Origin of the sequence: Flavobacterium sp. UBA4197, assembly GCF_002379575.1 — a bacterium.
Classification (GTDB): domain Bacteria; phylum Bacteroidota; class Bacteroidia; order Flavobacteriales; family Flavobacteriaceae; genus Flavobacterium; species Flavobacterium inviolabile.
In genome coordinates, this window is the sequence record NZ_DFUB01000008.1 from 1 (window position 1) to 17,440 (window position 17,440).

Consider the following 17,440-nt stretch of genomic DNA (forward strand, 5'->3'; position numbering starts at 1 on the left):
CGCATGTGGCGACTCAGTATTGTAACAACCCGAACCACTTGTTTGAGGTAACCACCACGACCTGCGATATGGTAGCCGGAGGCGGCAGTTTTGGTGCCGGCGCCGGACAATACTCCGGTGGTGACGGTATGGGCGGTACCGGAGGTGGTGGCGGTGATGGCGAACCCGGAAATGATGATGTACTGACGCCCTCAAATCCTTGTCCGCGTTGTCCTGATTTTACAACGGTGCCGGTGTTGGAAGAGGAAGAAGAAGTACTTTCTAATTGTAAAAAAATCAATAAGCAATTGGCAAAATTTCCGGAATTAAAACAGAAATTAATAAACTTGGCAGGGACTACCTCGGAAAATCATGAAAACGGTATTTTTATAGATAAGAGTGCTACAGCGACTTCTGTAAATCCAATTCAAAACATACCATCAGGAACTGCAGGAATTATTAATATTGATATAAACCCGGCATATAAATATGAAATGCTGGCACATACTCATGATGCTTATGGTCCCGATGGCAATGGCACATATTCTGTTTTTTCTTGGAATGATATTGCTACAATTAGTAGATTAGTGCAAAATAATCATATTGATGCTAATGAATTTGTTTTTTATGTATTTACAGCTGATGGTACGCGATATGCAATGACTATAGATTGTGTCTCTTGTCTAAAAGAATTTCATTATTATCCATTTGATCAACCAGTAGGAACCGTTGTTGATACAAAAAGACTGATGAAAATGAAGATGATAAAAGATAAGTACTATGAAATTGAAGAAGGAAGTATAAAAGTAAATAGTAATCCTAATGACGATAAAAAAGCATTTTTGAATTTTATAAAAGAGGCAAATTTAGGAATATCATTATTTGAAATAAATGCAGATTTTACAACCTTAGAAAAACTGGAGGTTGATTCTAAAGGAGTCGTGAAAAATAAACCATGTACAGATTAAAAAATAATATATTATGAAAAAGATATTAAAATTATTTGTATTGTTGTTTGCTTTACAATTTTGTCATGCACAGCAAGAGAAGATAGTAGAGTTAAAACAATATTATAATCCTAATAATAAAGAAGGGAATTTATTCACATATTATTATAAAGATGTAAATAATTATTTTACCCCATTTATAGGTACATGGATTTATCAAAATGGTAATCAAACTTTTGTATTACAGCTATGGAAGAAAACGAAAGTTGAATATCCGGCAACAAGTACTACAAAAAAAATGTTTCATGATGAATTAAGTGGCCATTACAAAATGATTCAAAATTACGGACAACCTAATGAAACTGTTTTATATACCTCACAAATTAATATAGGTAGCTCTTCGACACCATGGCCAACAATTATTGCTGCTGGAAAAGCATTGGAGAATTATAAGATGACAGGAACAATATTTGATGTTGCTGGGCCATTACACCCTAATTATCAAATGGGGATAGAAGGTAATCTTGTATTTACAATAAATGCGAATTCTAATCCACTTACAGCAAAATGGAAAGTAACTTTACCTATGGGAATGCGGGGGGCAGATGAACCGAGTACATTCACAATTCCAACCGATATAATATTGACTAAAGTGAATTAGTAACGATGGGAATCTATATAGCAATTATTTAAGGGCAGGAATGAGTATAAATATTATGTTGTGAATGGCGTCAAGAAGTTAAAAGTAGGATTGCCTGACAGGAAGCGGTAATGCTACAGCCTCACAGAACAATCTCTTTTGAAGCGATTATACAAAATCGGATAGGTTATAAAAACAAAATCGGGGCAATTGCCCCGATTTTAATATTATTTTACCAACTTCCGCCGGCACCGCCGCCGCTAAATCCGCCACCGCCGAAGCCGCCACCGAATCCACCGCCGCCAAAACCGCCACCGGAGCTTCCTCCTCCAAAACCGCCGCCACCGCCGCGACCCATACTGCTCAGGATAATCATGTCCAGGATGCTTGGTCCGCCGTTAAAGCCGCCGTTTCCACCACCGCCACGATTGTTTTTACTACGGGCAATAATGATAATGATGATGATGACAACGAAAATAAAAAAGAAAATACCACCGATACCGCTGTTCGACTGATCCGGTTTGCGGGTACCTTTATATTTTCCTTTCAGTACCTCAATGATGGTATCTGTTCCTTTGTCTAAACCGTTGTAATAACTACCGGCTTTAAACTCCGGAATAATAACATTACGCGTGATTTCACCCACTATACCGGCTGTTAAGCGGTCTTCTACGCCATAACCCGGAGAAATCCAGATACGGCGCTCCTTTTGAGCCAGCAGGATAAAAACACCATTGTCTTCCTTCGCCTGTCCGATGCCCCATTGCTGTGCCCATTTTGGCGTCAGGATACCGATGTCCTCTCCCTGCAGGGAAGCAATCGTAACCACAACGATTTGTGTGGAAGTAGAATCCGAATACCGAACGAGTTTTTCTTCCAGACTTTGCTTTTCCTGCGGACGCAGCATGTTCGCATAATCGTAAACACTCGTTTGTAAACTCGGTTTTTCCGGGATATTAAATTGTGCAGCAACCGGCTGCAGCAGTAAAAAAAGTACCGGCAGCAACAGGTTTCTGATGATTTTTGAAATAAAATGTGTCATTTATCCTTTGGATATTTCGTTCGATAATTCATTGGTATCGTCACTTTCAAAAGGAAAATATTTTTTCAAACGTTCTCCGGCTCTTATGATACCATCCACAAGACCTTCTTTGTATCGTTTGTTTTTGAAATGTTCAATTACAATGTCTTTGGTGCAGTTCCAAAAGTCTTCTTCCACCATATTGTGAATGCCTTCATCCCCAATGATAGCAAAAGTATGATCGGATACTCCCACATAAAACAATACACCGTTACGGGCTTTTGTCTGATCCATGCCTAAAGTATAAAAAACCTCCTGAGCCCTTTCGAGCGGAGGTTTTTCAGTATGATTTTCGATATGAACCCTAATCTCGCCGGAAGTGTTTAATTCTGCAAGCTGAATGGCATTTACAATGGCATTCTCCTCATCGGCGGTTAGAAAATCTTCGGTTACAGACATGTGTTAGAATTTTACTTCAACAGGTTTCTCTGCACCTTCAACAGCATTGAAATAAGCTTTTTCCTTAAAGCCGAATATCCCGGCAAAAATGCTGTTAGGGAATGTTTTGATATGGCTGTTATACGCTTTAACCGATTCGTTAAAACGGGTTCTTGCCGTTAGGATCTGATTTTCAGTGCTGGCTAATTCGTCCTGTAATTTCAGGAAGTTTTGGTTTGCTTTTAAATCAGGATACTGCTCTACAGTTACCAGTAAACGGGATAAAGCCGAAGAAACACCGCTTTGCGCTTTGTTGAACTCTGCTAATTGTTCCGGTGTAATGTTGGAAGGATCAATGGTTGTTTTCGTAGCTTCCGAACGTGCTTTGATCACTGCTTCCAATGTGCTTTTTTCGAAATCGGCAGCACCTTTTACTGTGTTAACAAGGTTGCCGATAAGGTCGTTTCTTCTTTGGTAAGAAGTCTGTACATTACCCCATGCTTCTTTGGAAGTCTCATCCAGAGTTACAGCAGTGTTATTGATACCTTTTGCCCAGCTGTATAGAATAACGATGATTACAACAATTATACCTACGGGAATTAACCATTTTTTCATATTTCTCTAAGTTTAAAGTTTTTTATTGTTTTAAGTGATTATTTTTTATTTGTTCCGGCAGATGAAGTCACTACCTCATTTGCCCATTACCCTTTGCCCATTACCCTTTGCCCATTGCCTCTTGCCTTTTACTCATTGCCCCTTGCTTATTACCTTCCCCCAACTACAACTCATTTTTCATATTACCGAGCTGCACTTTGATTGCTTCTAATTTACGAATGATTTCGAATTTATCGAGTGTTTTTTTCTGCCCTTCCTTTAAATGGATTTTAGCGCCTTCCAGTGTAAACCCTCTTTCTTTAACCAGATGGTAAATTAATTGCAGGTTTTTAACGTCTTCCGGGGTAAACATCCGGTTGCCTTTAGCGTTCTTTTTGGGTTTCAGAATATCGAATTCTTTATCCCAAAAACGAATTAGCGACGCATTCACATCAAATGCCTTGGCAAGTTCGCCTATACTGTAATATCTTTTTTCAGGTAAGTCTAAATGCATTAGTCGAGCGATTGATTTTCTTGATTAGCTAATTGTGAAATTAAAACATATTCTTTGGCAGATATCGAACCGTAATAGAAATTTAACGGATTGACCACTTCACCGTTTTTGTGAACCTCATAGTGTAAATGGGGAGCTTCCGAACGTCCGGTACTACCCACATAGCCTATAATATCCCCTCTTTTAACGCGCTGCCCCGGCCGTACATTGTATTTGCTTAAATGGGCATACAGTGTTTCATAGCCATAGCCGTGGGTTACTTCAATATGATTTCCGTAACCGGATAACGAATTGTCTGCTCTTTTTACCACGCCGTCACCGGTAGCAAAAATAGGCGTGCCGGTTTTAGCGGAAAAATCCATTCCGGCGTGAAACTTACGCACTTTTGTAAACGGGTCGCTTCGGTATCCGAAACCGGAAGCCATATGCTTTAAATCTTCATTTTTAACCGGCTGTATGGCAGGAATAGCCGATAATAACTTTTCCTTGTCTTTGGCCAGTTTTAATATTTCATCCAGTGAACGGGACTGAATTACCAATTGTTTGGTAATAACATCTACCCGTTTGGTCGTATTCAGGACCAGTTCCGAATTGTTAAAACCTTCCAGTGCCTTATAGCGGTTAATTCCGCCAAAACCGGCTCTGCGTTGTTCGTCGGGTATCGGCGAGCTGTTAAAATAAACACGATACAAATTGTTGTCACGTTCTTCCAGATCACTTAAAACCTCGTCCAGCTGGTCCATTTTTTTATTTAGAATGGAATAATTAATCTTTAAATTTTCTATTTCCCTTGCCTGTAACTTGTCCTTTGGTGTTTCAAAAAACGGCGTATTGATCAGGACAATAAAACACAAAAAACCGAATAAAGCAGCGGAAACAATAAACAGTCCTGCATACCCTAAACGACGTCCTTTTTTAGGTTTTATTTTCTGATAGGCTAATTTTTCAGAATCGTAATAATATTTTACCTTCGACATTTTCTAAAATATGCTATTTTTGCACCTTATAAAAAGTTAAATGGCAACCTTTTGTAAGGTTAGACGAACAAATTTAATAAATGTTTCATTAAATTGTTTTTTTGTAGGGAAACATTTAGCTTATTTATTGGTAGTTAGGGTAGGGTATGTTAAGTGTAAGTTCATGATAACGAGGATGCCCGGCATGGAAAAGCCTTATTTAACGGTTGTAAATAAATTAATAAAATACGGGCGAAAAGCAATTCGCATCAATAATAAATGCAGTATATGAAATCACAAGACGTCAGAAAACAGTTTCTCGACTTTTTTCAAAGCAAAGGACACTTGATTGTGCCTTCGGCTCCTATCGTTTTAAAAGACGATCCTACTTTGATGTTTAACAATTCCGGAATGGCTCAGTTTAAAGAGTTTTTTCTTGGAAACGGAACACCAAAAAGCGCCCGTATAGCCGATACGCAAAAATGTCTGCGTGTATCCGGCAAGCACAATGACCTGGAAGAGGTGGGTATCGATACATACCACCACACCATGTTTGAGATGTTAGGGAACTGGAGTTTTGGAGATTACTTTAAAAAAGAAGCGATTAACTGGGCTTGGGAATTACTGACAGAAGTTTACAAAATCGATAAAGACATCTTGTATGTTACCGTTTTTGAAGGCAGTAAAGAAGAAAACGTGCCTTTCGACCAGGAAGCGTATGATATCTGGAAAACCTTAATTGCAGAAGACAGGATCTTATTGGGAAATAAGAAAGATAACTTCTGGGAAATGGGAGATCAGGGACCATGCGGACCGTGTACGGAAATTCACGTCGATATCCGTTCGGCGGAAGAAAAAGCATTGGTTCCCGGTAAAGACCTGGTAAATGCCGATCACCCGCAGGTAGTGGAAATCTGGAACAACGTATTCATGGAATTCAACCGTAAAGCGGACGGATCCTTAGAAAAATTACCGGCACAGCACGTGGATACCGGAATGGGATTTGAACGTTTGTGTATGGTATTGCAGAACGTGAAATCCAATTATGATACGGATGTTTTTACGCCGCTTATCCAAAAAATTGAAAGCCTTACCGGTGGAAAATATACAATTAAAGCTAAAGACGAGGAAGAAGAGAAAGTTAATATCGCGATTCGTGTTATTGCCGATCACGTACGTGCGGTAGCGTTTGCAATTGCTGACGGACAATTGCCGTCCAATAACGGAGCCGGTTATGTGATTCGCCGTATTTTACGTCGTGCGATTCGTTATGCCTTTACTTTCCTGAACAAAAAAGAACCGTTCATTTACGAACTGGTAGCGGTATTAAGCGACCAGATGGGGGCTTTCTTTCCGGAAATCACCTCTCAAAAAGGATTGGTTACCAATGTGATTAAAGAAGAAGAAGCTTCTTTCCTGAAAAAGTTGGATCTGGGATTGCAATTATTGGAAAATGTAATTGCAGGAACGGAAGGAATCATCGTTTCCGGAGCAAAAGCATTTGAATTATACGATACTTTTGGTTTCCCGATCGATTTAACAGCCTTGATTTTAAGAGAAAGAGGTTATAATCTTGACGAGGCCGGATTTGATGCAGCCATGCTGGAGCAAAAAACACGTTCCCGTGCCGCTTCAGAAGTTTCAACAGACGACTGGACTATATTAGTAGAAGGTAATATTGAAACATTTGTTGGATATGACCAAACGGAAAATGACGTGAAAATCACCCGTTTCCGTAAAGTAGACAGTAAAAAAGATGGTAAATTATACCAGTTAGTGTTAGATAACACCCCGTTCTATCCGGAAGGAGGAGGACAGGTTGGTGATAAAGGTGTTTTGGTGTCGGCAAACGAAACGATTGAGATCGTGGATACTAAAAAAGAAAACAACCTGATTTTACATTTTGCGACCACACTACCGGAAAATGTGAACGCTACCTTTGTAGCGAAAGTAAACAACGATTTGCGCTTACATTCGGCAAGTAATCACTCGGCAACACACTTGTTGCACCAGGCATTGCGTTCTATATTGGGAACACATGTGGAGCAAAATGGATCGTTGGTAGCGCCAAATTATTTGCGTTTTGACTTTTCACACTTTGCAAAAGTAACCGATGAGGAATTGAAACAGGTTGAAGATTTTGTAAATGCAAGAATTCAGGAGCAACTGCCGTTAATTGAAAGAAGAAACATTCCTTTTGCGCAGGCAATTGAGGAAGGTGCTATGGCTTTGTTCGGTGAAAAATACGGCGATAATGTTCGTGCGATTAAATTTGGCGACAGTATGGAGTTGTGCGGTGGAATCCACGTGAAGAATACGGCAGATATCTGGCAGTTTAAAATTACCAGTGAAGGCGCTGTTGCTGCAGGAATCAGACGTATTGAAGCGATTACAAACGATGCTGTAAAAGCGTTCTATGCTTCACAGGAAAATACGCTGAAAGAGATCAAAGAAAAGTTGAAGAATCCGCAGGATACAATTAAAGCGGTGGTTTCTTTACAGGATGAAAATGCCAAACTGAAAAAACAGGTTGAAGCTTTGTTAAAAGAAAAAGCGAAAAACTTAAAAGGAGAACTAATTTCCGAAATACAGGAAATCAATGGAGTGAAATTCTTGGCAAAACAGGTTGACCTGGATCCGAACGGAGCAAAAGACCTGGCTTATGAATTGGGGAACATCGGAACAAATCTGTTCCTTCTATTGGCTACAGCCGAAGAAGGGAAGCCGATGCTGACCTGTTATATTTCTAAAGAACTGGTTGCCGAAAAAGGATTGAATGCCGGTTTAGTGGTTCGCGAACTTGGAAAATATATCCAGGGCGGCGGCGGCGGACAGCCGTTCTTTGCAACTGCCGGTGGTAAAAATCCGGGAGGAATCAACGAAGCTTTGGAAAAAGCAATTGACTATGTAAAATAGACAGAACCTAAATAAGATAGAGAACCCAAAGTAATTTTGCTTTGGGTTTTTTATTTAAGAAATAATTGTTTTTTTTGTGGGAAAATTAATCCACTGAATTATGAAGAAAATTATTGCCGGAGCACTTACCTGTTTGTTGGTGCTCGCATCTTGTACAAGCGAATCAACAAGTGAATCAACGCCAGAAACACCACAACAAACAGTATTGTTAAAAAAGGTTATCGCAACATATAATAACGGGCAAAGCATCACATTTAACTATACTTATAATGGGAGTAAGCTTGATAAAATTACGGCAACAGATGGTTCTGTTGACAAATATTCGTATGAAGGGGATTTGATAAAGAAAGTCGAGTTTTTTAATCCTGATGGATCTCCTAACAGTACAGAAAGCTATCTGTATAATACCGATAACAAGCTTATTAAGAAAGTTAATTATTCGTATGATGTAAATGCTACACAGGAAACGAGTTATATTTACAATAACGATGGAACGGTTACAAGTGAGCTTCCTTATTCTGCACAAACAATCAGAAGAGAAAAAATGACTTTTCTAAATGGAGAAGTGGTTAGTTTGCAGGAGTATAGTCATCTTGACGGGACACCTTCATTTAGCTGGAATTATAGCTATGATAACGGGAATAAACCAACAAAAGGGATTCGTGGTTTTGATAAAATATTCTTTAAAAGCTTGTCGCTAAAAGGATGTAACAGAAATCTGGTTTCTGCAGTCCGTACAGATGGAGTTAATAGTATTCAGAATGAATATACCTATTATCCGGATGGTTTTGCGAAAACGCAAAAGGAAACGTATAACAGTACCGTAACGAATTATCAGTATTTCTACGAATAAAACCAGTCTGAAAACGGTTTTTGTTCAGTTAAGAATGAATTTGTAAAGAGTAGTAAAACATGCTATGTTATAACAACCCAAAGTAATTTTGCTTTGGGTTTTTTATTTAAAGCGGGACATTCTTCAAATAATAAAATCCCTAAGTTTGTAAAAACAAACGGATCATGCAGTTCAGAACCCAAATACCTGTTTTAAAAAGTAAAAATCCAATAGATTATACTTCCGGAGTAGTGTCTTTGGGTTCCTGTTTTGCGGTCAATATGAGTGAGAAACTCGACTATTTTAAGTTTCAGCATTACTGCAATCCGTTTGGAATACTGTTTCATCCACTGGCCATTGAAAAACTGATTGACGTTGCTGTTTTCAGGAAAGAATTTACAGCGGAAGATGTCTTTTTTCATAACGAACAGTGGCATACATTCGACGGGCATTCCGATTTGAGTGAAACCGATCGGGAAGTGCTGCTTCAGAACCTGAATGCTATTGCCGCAACAGCGCATGATAAAATAGCGGCAGCAACCCACGTTATAATCACTCTGGGAACGGCCTGGGTGTATCGAAAAACAGAAGATGGTAAAATAGTGGCGAATTGTCATAAAGTCCCGCAAAAGCAATTTAATAAAGAATTATTGGGTATTCCGGCTATAAAAGAAAGTCTTGCCGGTATTATCTCGAAAATTCACCGGCTGAATCCGGAGGCGCAGCTCATTTTTACCGTGTCGCCGGTGCGCCATATTAAAGATGGTTTTACGGAAAACCAATGGAGTAAAGCGAATCTGATCACTGCGATTCACCAGACCATAGCCGAATTTTCGGAAGAAGCTGTTTTTATAGACTATTTCCCGAGTTATGAGATCATGATGGACGAACTACGCGATTATCGCTTTTATGCAGAGGATATGATCCATCCCAATGCGGTAGCGATAGAATATATCTGGAAGCGTTTTTCCGAAAGCAGGATTGCCGAAACCGCTTATCCTGTAATGGATGAGGTGGAAAGCATCCGGAAAGGACTGGCACACCGCTCTTTTAATCCCGATTCGGAACAACATGCAAAGTTTTTAAAAAATCTACAGCTAAAGATTGCTACATTAGCAGTACAATATCCCAATATCACTTTTTAATATGGCAAGGAAAACATCGGACGAAACGAGTATCAAAAACATGCTGGTTCCGGTAGTGCAGGCACTGGCGCGTTCCGGAAAAATAATCTACCTGCTGATTTTTGTAATCATCGGGTTTGTGATTTATAAGTTTGTGACTTCCGAAAAAGCAACAACCACTACGGAATACAATACCGATCTGATCCAGCAGCAAATCAGGAATGTGGGGAAACTGGTGGTGACCGAAGGACATTATGCGCAGGTAATGACCTATAAAGACCAGCAGAAATACCTGATGGATTTGCTGACATTTGAAAAGAAAGCGCTGATTATCATCAATGCCGATGTTACGGTAGCCTATGATTTACGGCAGATAAAATATGATATAGACGAAAAAAATAAAACAATTACCATTCTGAATATTCCGAAAGAAGAAATAAAAATCAGTCCCGATATTCAGTTTTATGATGTAGATCAAAGCCGTATGAATCCGTTTACAGGCGATGATTATAACAAGATTAATAAAAAAGTAAAAGCCGATCTGGCTCAGAAAATTGAAAAATCAGCATTAAAAACGAATGCTAAAAACCGCCTGATCAGTGAGCTTTCGAAACTATTGATCCTGACCAATTCGATGGGTTGGAAACTGGAATATGAAAACCGGGTTCTGGATAACGAACAGGCGATAGGAGAGCAGCTTAAATTATAAAAACAAAACCCGCTTTATGCGGGTTTGTTTTTTTATGATAAGCATACATTCGGACGGTCTAACGTAATGACTTCGTCAATGTTGTATTCGTCAAATAAATCCAGTAAGGCATCGGCACCTTCAGTCATTTTGTATTCCATTTCTTCTTTATACAAAGGTACCAGGGCATAAAAGTTAATCAGGTTGCCGTCTTCGGCCTTAAATTGTAAAAACTCCTCATTAAAGCTAACATAAGGCGGAAGTACCATCATGCATCCTAAACGAGTGTTTTCGGCAAAAGGATAGGCCTCTTCTCCGTTCGGAATTGTATGTCCGTAGCCAACCCAGGTGTTGTATTGATGCGGTAAGCGGGCAATCAGTTTTAAAAAATGAACCGGCCAGTAATTTTTGTCATCCTCAAAATCTTCATCACTGATTTTCCAGTCAGCCGGAAGAATAACCATTAATTCGCCATACTGCCAGTTTTCTTTTCCTTCAATTCCATCCGGAAGATGCATCGGTTTGTCGCTCATCCCGGAAGTAACCAGTACATTGTAAGGATAATCCGCTGTAGGTTTGATCCAAAGAACATCTATATGAACAAATTCGGAAATTATTTCGTGAAAAATCAGGTGAACATCCCCGATATGGTTTTCTAAATGTGCTGTGATTTCGTCTAAATAGCGACAGCTGCTGGCCACTCCGGAATCGTCACTTTCCTGGGTATGCCGGTAAATAGGATTGCCTTTTGCATCATAATCTTGTTCCTGGTTCATGAGTTGGTGTTTTAAAAATTATAGCCAACAATATAAGAAAAGTAACAGAAAATGAAAAAAAGATTCGTGTTAAAATAAGGCTGTCCGGATGTTTTTTGTAGTAGCAATGCTGTTACAGTTTGCTGTTCAGACTGCTCCAGCCGCCACCGTTCAGGGCTTCAATGCCGTGCTGTTTTAGGATAGTGGCAGCCTGTGCGCTCCGCATTCCGGAATGGCAGCAGGTAATGACCGGTTTGCCCAGCTTTTTGATATCCTGGATTTTGCCGGCAATAGCATTGAGCGGAATGTTTTTAGCGTTTGTAATATGTCCTTCGGCAAATTCACCGGGAGTTCTCACATCGATGATAATTGCTCCTTTGGCAATAAACGCTTTAATGTTTTCCGATTTGTTTCCAAAACCTAATATATCTAAAAGTCCCATAACTTTAATTTTTATCAAAGGTATGGGACTTGCTAAAATATGGTTGTAACAATTGTTACTGATTTGTATTATTTGTTTACGCTTTCGCTTTCGAAAATAAGCTCCAGTCCGCCGGATATTAAATGGGCAACTTCCGGACGTATCGTTTTTAGTTGTTGCAGATAGGAAACAACAGCCGTTTCCAAAGCGTGATTGTTGTTTTTATGAGCCAGTTCGGCAATTTCTACCGCTAACAGCCAGTCTTTTGGATGATCGGCTTTTAACGTTTCAAATACTGATTGTAAGGTATCCGGAGCATTGTTGTCGCGAATGGCTCTTACGCTATGGTACAACTCTTCCAGTTTAATTCTTTCCGGTGTTTTTTGCGCCTTAATGGTTTTTGAGGTCGGAACATGTGTGATCAGGTCAAAGCTGCGCACATCGGCCGGTCCTGAAAAAGCGGAAATCGCTTCTTTTCCGACAGCCATATCATAAATGCCCCATTCCGGCTGGAATAAAACAGTGTCTTTATGGGTTACGGTACAGTTTTTAAAGCTGATGGTGATGATTTTGCCCTGTAAATTACGGGAACCGGTAATGATTTCCCCGGAAACGGTAATGTCTCCTTCAAATTCCAGGGTAACGGTTTCTCCTTCAAAAATAGCATACGCTCTTAAGTCTCTCGGACTCATGTCCTCAATAGCAAGATTGATGCCTTTTAATTTTCCGATCGGGCTTCCGAAACCTTCGGCATGATAAGCGGTGCTGTGGCCTACTAATTCTTTTTCTCTATAGGAAAGTGCCGTTTGGCCGGTTGTCTGGATATAAACCGGTTTTCCTTCGTGTTCGATGACGTTGGTAAACACTCCTGAAATCTGAATACCGGTGCTTAGTTCTACCGTTCCCAATGCTTTGGAATGGATCAATTTCCGGATTCCGGATAATCCGCCGGTACGCAAGGCCATTTTGTTCGCAAACTCTTCCAGTACAAGGCTCAAAAGTGCAAAATCGGGTGTTACATACAGTTGCGGCTGCGGTTTTGTAATGTCGAAACTTTGGTTGGCTGCAGAGATATCATACGGGATTTTCTTTACATTATCGGTCATACACCAGGCGCTTTCCCCGATAGAGGATAAAAGTCCGGCGCCGTAAATTTTAGGGTTTTCAACAGTTCCGATCAAACCGTATTCCACTGTCCACCAGTGCAGGTTCCGGATCTGTGCCATTTCCGATAATTCGCCCATATCGTTTTGCAGTTCGTCAACACGTTTTTCGGCAGCTTCAATTTCATCCTGAGGAGTACCTTCGGCTTCTTTTAAAATGGAAAGCAGACGAATGGCTTCATACATTTCGTAATCTCTTGCAGAGGAAATGGCTTTAGAGCCTATTTCTCCAAAACGGCGCAGGTATTCTGCATATTCCGGATTGGCGATAATGGGTGCATGTCCGGCTCCTTCGTGGATGATATCCGGTGCCGGGGTATATTCTATATGTTCTAACTGACGGATGTCGGAGGCAATAACCAATACGTTATAAGCCTGAAATTCCATAAAGGCATTTGGCGGAATAAATCCGTCAACAGCTACTGCTGCCCAGCCTATTTCTTTAAGGATACGGTTCATTCCGTACATGTTGGGGATGCTCTCGATGGAAATCCCTGTTTGGCGTAAGCCGTCCAGATAAGAACTGTGGGCTACTTTTCCTAAATAATCCACATTTTTACGCATCACATAGCGCCATACAGCCTGATTAATCGGAGTATATTCGTCATAATCCTGCGGTTTGATAAACTGCTTTAAGTGTTTCGGTAATCTTTCTAGTAACGGATTCGTTTCAAACGATGCATTCATGATTCTTTATTGTTGCTGTTTGCTGTAAAATTACGAAATCTTTAGGGAGTTAGCAATTGGAATTTCAAATCGGCGGTTATATTTGGTTATTTTTAATGTATTCTATTTTATGATGGAACATTTCTGCCATTTTAGCAGCTCTTTGCTTGGCTTTGTCTGCAACAGGTCCGGTAAATAAAGCATCGGTTGTTCCGGTAAAGAGTTGTATCCAGCGGTTAAAATGGTTGCTGCCTACCGGTAAAAAGGCATGCGGCGGAAAAGGCCTGCCGGAATAAGTGTGGTTGTCCAGCAGTACGGTTTCCCAGAACTGATACATTTTTGCCAGATGTTCCGGCCAGCGATCCTGTATTTTTTCATTGAAAACAGGGCCGATCAAAGTATCCTGCTGTACTTTTTGGTAAAAGGTGTCCACCAGCTTTTTGATGTCTTCCAGTGTGCTAATGTCTTTCATGATGTTTGAATAAAAAAAGCCTACGCAAAGGTAGGCTTGTAGTGCTTATGATAAGCCGGTAATTTATTTTTTTTGTGGCGGAAACTGCATCAGGATTTTCGTAACGAATTCATTGATGCGTTCCTCTTTTTTTTCACGGTTCTGAGTCAGTACTCCGGTTCCGGTTCCCTGCCAGATCAATTCATTTTTACGGGCATCGATGATGTCGATATACAGCGTACCTTCGGTGGTGGTACTCACGGAGCTGTAAGTAGGGCCCCAGCCGTATCCCCAGCCCCAGCCACCACCATAACCCCATCCGGCGTTAAATTGGTTTACGCTGACCTGTTCTCTGGATTTGGTAAAAATATTTACCAGAAGTTCCGGCTGGTCACTTTTGCTGAATCCTTTTGCCGAGAGCTGATTGTCTATGGCGCGAAGGATGCGTTTTTTATCTAAATCGGAAATTTCAACTTTGTCAATTCCGTCCTTATGAAAAGCGTATGTTTTGTATTGACTAAAGTCGGTTCGGTTATCAAAATCGGAAGCTACTCTTACGGAGCTGCAGGAGCTGATAACGAAGAGCAGTAGTATCGGAAGGATTTTTATAGCTTTCATAATTAATAGGTTTTATATTTAACTAAAGTAAGGTGTCATCTACGATATTCGGAATTGTCACTTTTAGTAAAGGCTGCGTTTCCATTGCTCTTTTAATTGCAAAAACGGCTCCTTCATTACGTGCCCAGCTTCTTCTGGCAATTCCATTGTTGACGTCCCAGAAAAGCATTGATTCCAAGCGTCTTGAAGCTTCTTTAGTACCATCAAGAACCATACCAAAACCACCGTTTATCACTTCTCCCCAGCCAACGCCGCCACCGTTGTGAATGGAAACCCAGGTAGCGCCACGGAAGCTGTCTCCGATCACGTTATGGATAGCCATATCGGCAGTGAAACGGGAACCGTCATAGATGTTTGAGGTTTCACGATAAGGAGAATCGGTACCGGATACATCATGGTGGTCACGTCCTAAAACAACATAGCCTATTTCGCCTTTGGCAATTGCCTGGTTGAAGGCTTCTGCTATTTTGGCTCTTCCTTCTGCATCGGCATACAGGATACGTGCCTGTGATCCTACGACCAGTTTGTTTTCCTGAGCGCCTTTGATCCAGCGGATATTGTCGGCCATTTGCTGTTGTATTTCTGCCGGGGCGGTTTTCATGATTTCTTCTAAAACCTCGCAGGCAATCGCATCTGTTTTGGCCAGATCTTCCGGTTTTCCGGAGGTACAAACCCAGCGGAAAGGCCCGAATCCATAATCGAAACACATTGGTCCCATAATGTCCTGAACATAGCTCGGGTATTTAAAGTCAATACCGTTTGGCGCCATAACATCGGCACCGGCTCTGGAGCTTTCCAGCAGGAAGGCGTTACCGTAGTCAAAGAAATAGGTTCCTTTTGCGGTGTGTTTGTTAATTGCTGCGGCATGTCTGCGTAATGTTTCCTGAACTTTTTCTTTGAATAATTCCGGATTGTTTGCCATCATGTCGTTTGCTTCTTCAAACGAAATCCCGGCCGGATAATAACCACCTGCCCAGGGGTTGTGTAAGGATGTCTGGTCGGATCCCAGGTCGATATATATGTTTTCGTCATGGAAACGTTCCCAAACGTCTACAACGTTGCCCAGATAGGCAATGGAAACCACTTCTTTATTTTCTTTTGCTATGCGAACACGGGCTACCAAAGCATCAATGTCTTCGATAACTTCGTTAATCCAGCCCTGACTGTGGCGGATATGTGTTATTTTCGGGTTTACTTCGGCACAAACGGTAATGCATCCGGCGATATTACCGGCTTTTGGCTGCGCACCGCTCATGCCTCCCAATCCGGAGGTTACAAACAGTTTTCCTGCCAGATCTTCTCCGTTTTTGGCAATTTTTCTACCGGCATTCAATACGGTAATGGTGGTTCCGTGTACAATTCCCTGCGGACCGATATACATATAGCTGCCGGCTGTCATTTGCCCGTATTGGGTTACGCCTAAAGCGTTGAATTTTTCCCAGTCGTCCGGTTTGGAGTAATTAGGGATCATCATCCCGTTAGTGACAACCACTCGCGGTGCTTCTTTGTGGGAAGGGAATAATCCCATCGGATGTCCGGAATACATCACCAGCGTTTGTTCTTCGGTCATTTCTGCCAGATATTTCATCGTCAGGCGGTATTGTGCCCAGTTGCTGAAAACGGCTCCGTTTCCGCCATAGGTGATTAATTCGTGCGGATGTTGTGCCACAGCATAATCCAGGTTGTTCTGGATCATCAGCATGATGGCTTTTGCCTGCTCCGATTTTCCCGGATATTCCGAAATAGGGCGGGCATACATCCGGTAATCAGGACGCAAACGGTACATGTAAATACGGCCGTATGTTTCTAATTCTTCCGAAAATTCTTTAATTAATTCTGCGTGATGTTTTGGTTCGAAGTAGCGCAGGGCATTTTTTAAAGCCAGCTTTTTTTCTTCGTCACTTAATATTTCTTTACGTTTGGGAGCGTGGTTAATAGTGCTCTCGTATGGTTTAGCCTGTGGTAAAACGGAAGGAATCCCTTCTAAAATTTGTTCTTGAAAAGTCATGATTGTTACTGCTTAGAATTGAAAAATAAATAAATTGAAGCGTTGCCTCGCTAAGGATAACGAATATCTGACCTGTGATAGGATTTATGGATTTTGATTCTGTATTTTAATAAAAGGACGTCCATTTCTATTTGCGTATCGTTCCGGTGTTTTTATTGTAGCCGTATGGACAGTGACGGCAGCCGTTTTTACAGCAATATCCTCTTTTTAAGTGGAATTGTTCGGTAAAAACCTTGTAACCTTCCGGGGTGAGATAATAGTCTTCTCCAGGGATTAATTTATTTTTAGTATTTTGGTTGTCCATACGGACAAATTTAGGAACTTTAAGGTTAATGATCGTACTTGTATTAAAATATTTAACGCCCAAAGGTTTTAGAGGAATCACTTTATTCCCTTTTGTGTTCCTGGCGGATGTAAAAGATAAAAAGGATCCGGTTTTTTTAAACCATGAAAAAATTCATATCAAGCAGCAGTTAGAGCTGCTGATTGTGCCTTTTTTTATCTGGTACGGGCTGGAATATCTGGTTCGTTTGTGCCAGTATCCGGACAAGCATACCGCTTACCGGAATATCAGCTTTGAGCGGGAAGCTTACGGCAATGAAAAAGATCGGGAGTATTTGTCGGGAAGACCGTTTTATGGTTTTGTGCGTTACCTGCGAAAAAAATAAAAGCCCTTGTTCAAACAAGGGCTTTTTTAATAATAGCGTTT

Annotated in this window: 19 protein-coding genes; 7 read left to right on the plus strand and 12 right to left on the minus strand. The window is 40.7% G+C overall.

Features of this window, described 5'->3' with window-relative positions; translation table 11 throughout:
- On the plus strand, positions 1-947 hold a 947-nt coding region (locus tag B3394_RS04355; RefSeq protein ID WP_286913407.1), incomplete at its 5' end, for a hypothetical protein.
- Between the two features lie 13 nt (positions 948-960).
- Positions 961-1,587, plus strand: a complete 627-nt coding sequence (locus tag B3394_RS04360) for a DUF6705 family protein (protein WP_286913409.1) — start codon at positions 961-963, stop codon at positions 1,585-1,587.
- 211 nt (positions 1,588-1,798) lie between these two features.
- Here B3394_RS04360 and B3394_RS04365 read toward each other — a convergent pair whose 3' ends face one another.
- The 5 genes from B3394_RS04365 to B3394_RS04385 all read right to left on the minus strand — a co-directional run bounded on the left by B3394_RS04365 (position 1,799) and on the right by B3394_RS04385 (position 5,110).
- Positions 1,799-2,608, minus strand: coding sequence for a TPM domain-containing protein (locus B3394_RS04365; protein WP_177729939.1), 810 nt, complete (start codon positions 2,606-2,608; stop codon positions 1,799-1,801).
- Positions 2,609-3,046 carry a TPM domain-containing protein gene (locus B3394_RS04370; protein WP_177729938.1) on the minus strand — a complete coding sequence of 146 codons (438 nt, stop codon included), beginning with the start codon at positions 3,044-3,046 and terminating at the stop codon, positions 2,609-2,611.
- 3 nt (positions 3,047-3,049) lie between these two features.
- The gene (locus tag B3394_RS04375) at positions 3,050-3,640 is read right to left on the minus strand and encodes a LemA family protein (RefSeq protein WP_177729937.1); all 591 of its coding nucleotides are present in this window, start codon (positions 3,638-3,640) and stop codon (positions 3,050-3,052) included.
- 163 nt (positions 3,641-3,803) lie between these two features.
- Entirely contained in the window at positions 3,804-4,133 is a 330-nt protein-coding gene (locus B3394_RS04380; RefSeq protein WP_177729936.1) for a MerR family transcriptional regulator, read from the minus strand.
- Positions 4,133-5,110, minus strand: a complete 978-nt coding sequence (locus B3394_RS04385) for a M23 family metallopeptidase (protein ID WP_177729935.1) — start codon at positions 5,108-5,110, stop codon at positions 4,133-4,135. Before B3394_RS04385 ends, B3394_RS04380 begins: the two co-directional genes overlap by 1 nt.
- 267 nt (positions 5,111-5,377) lie before the next feature.
- Between B3394_RS04385 and alaS the strand changes: the two genes are divergently transcribed.
- From alaS to B3394_RS04405, 4 genes are all read left to right on the plus strand, one after another.
- Positions 5,378-8,005: an alanine--tRNA ligase gene (gene alaS, locus B3394_RS04390; protein ID WP_273244112.1), complete on the plus strand. Its 2,628-nt coding sequence runs from the start codon at positions 5,378-5,380 to the stop codon at positions 8,003-8,005.
- A 100-nt stretch (positions 8,006-8,105) separates the two neighbouring features.
- On the plus strand, positions 8,106-8,858 hold the full coding sequence (locus B3394_RS04395) for a hypothetical protein (protein ID WP_177729933.1): 753 nt from the start codon (positions 8,106-8,108) through the stop codon (positions 8,856-8,858).
- 164 nt (positions 8,859-9,022) lie between these two features.
- Positions 9,023-9,982: a GSCFA domain-containing protein gene (locus B3394_RS04400; RefSeq protein WP_286913415.1), complete on the plus strand. Its 960-nt coding sequence runs from the start codon at positions 9,023-9,025 to the stop codon at positions 9,980-9,982.
- Between the two features lie 40 nt (positions 9,983-10,022).
- Positions 10,023-10,670 (plus strand): DUF4230 domain-containing protein, encoded by a 648-nt coding sequence (locus B3394_RS04405; protein WP_286913590.1) that lies wholly within the window; start codon positions 10,023-10,025, stop codon positions 10,668-10,670.
- Between the two features lie 32 nt (positions 10,671-10,702).
- Here B3394_RS04405 and B3394_RS04410 read toward each other — a convergent pair whose 3' ends face one another.
- The 7 genes from B3394_RS04410 to B3394_RS04440 all read right to left on the minus strand — a co-directional run bounded on the left by B3394_RS04410 (position 10,703) and on the right by B3394_RS04440 (position 17,035).
- The gene (locus tag B3394_RS04410) at positions 10,703-11,425 is read right to left on the minus strand and encodes a suppressor of fused domain protein (protein ID WP_286913423.1); all 723 of its coding nucleotides are present in this window, start codon (positions 11,423-11,425) and stop codon (positions 10,703-10,705) included.
- A gap of 112 nt (positions 11,426-11,537) precedes the next feature.
- Positions 11,538-11,846 carry a rhodanese-like domain-containing protein gene (locus B3394_RS04415; RefSeq protein ID WP_177729930.1) on the minus strand — a complete coding sequence of 103 codons (309 nt, stop codon included), beginning with the start codon at positions 11,844-11,846 and terminating at the stop codon, positions 11,538-11,540.
- Between the two features lie 68 nt (positions 11,847-11,914).
- Positions 11,915-13,675: an aromatic amino acid hydroxylase gene (locus B3394_RS04420; RefSeq protein WP_286913426.1), complete on the minus strand. Its 1,761-nt coding sequence runs from the start codon at positions 13,673-13,675 to the stop codon at positions 11,915-11,917.
- A gap of 76 nt (positions 13,676-13,751) precedes the next feature.
- The gene (locus B3394_RS04425) at positions 13,752-14,129 is read right to left on the minus strand and encodes a group III truncated hemoglobin (RefSeq protein WP_286913591.1); all 378 of its coding nucleotides are present in this window, start codon (positions 14,127-14,129) and stop codon (positions 13,752-13,754) included.
- 60 nt (positions 14,130-14,189) lie between these two features.
- Positions 14,190-14,723: a DUF4136 domain-containing protein gene (locus B3394_RS04430; RefSeq protein WP_273244104.1), complete on the minus strand. Its 534-nt coding sequence runs from the start codon at positions 14,721-14,723 to the stop codon at positions 14,190-14,192.
- A gap of 22 nt (positions 14,724-14,745) precedes the next feature.
- Positions 14,746-16,731 (minus strand): urocanate hydratase, encoded by a 1,986-nt coding sequence (locus B3394_RS04435; protein WP_273244103.1) that lies wholly within the window; start codon positions 16,729-16,731, stop codon positions 14,746-14,748.
- 127 nt (positions 16,732-16,858) lie between these two features.
- Positions 16,859-17,035, minus strand: coding sequence for a DUF5522 domain-containing protein (locus B3394_RS04440; RefSeq protein WP_177729925.1), 177 nt, complete (start codon positions 17,033-17,035; stop codon positions 16,859-16,861).
- Positions 17,036-17,063: 28 nt separating this feature from the next.
- Here B3394_RS04440 and B3394_RS04445 point away from each other — a divergent pair, with 28 nt between their 5' ends.
- Complete coding sequence (locus B3394_RS04445) at positions 17,064-17,399, plus strand: hypothetical protein (protein ID WP_286913429.1); 336 nt, start codon at positions 17,064-17,066, stop codon at positions 17,397-17,399.
- Positions 17,400-17,440: the final 41 nt, after the last annotated feature.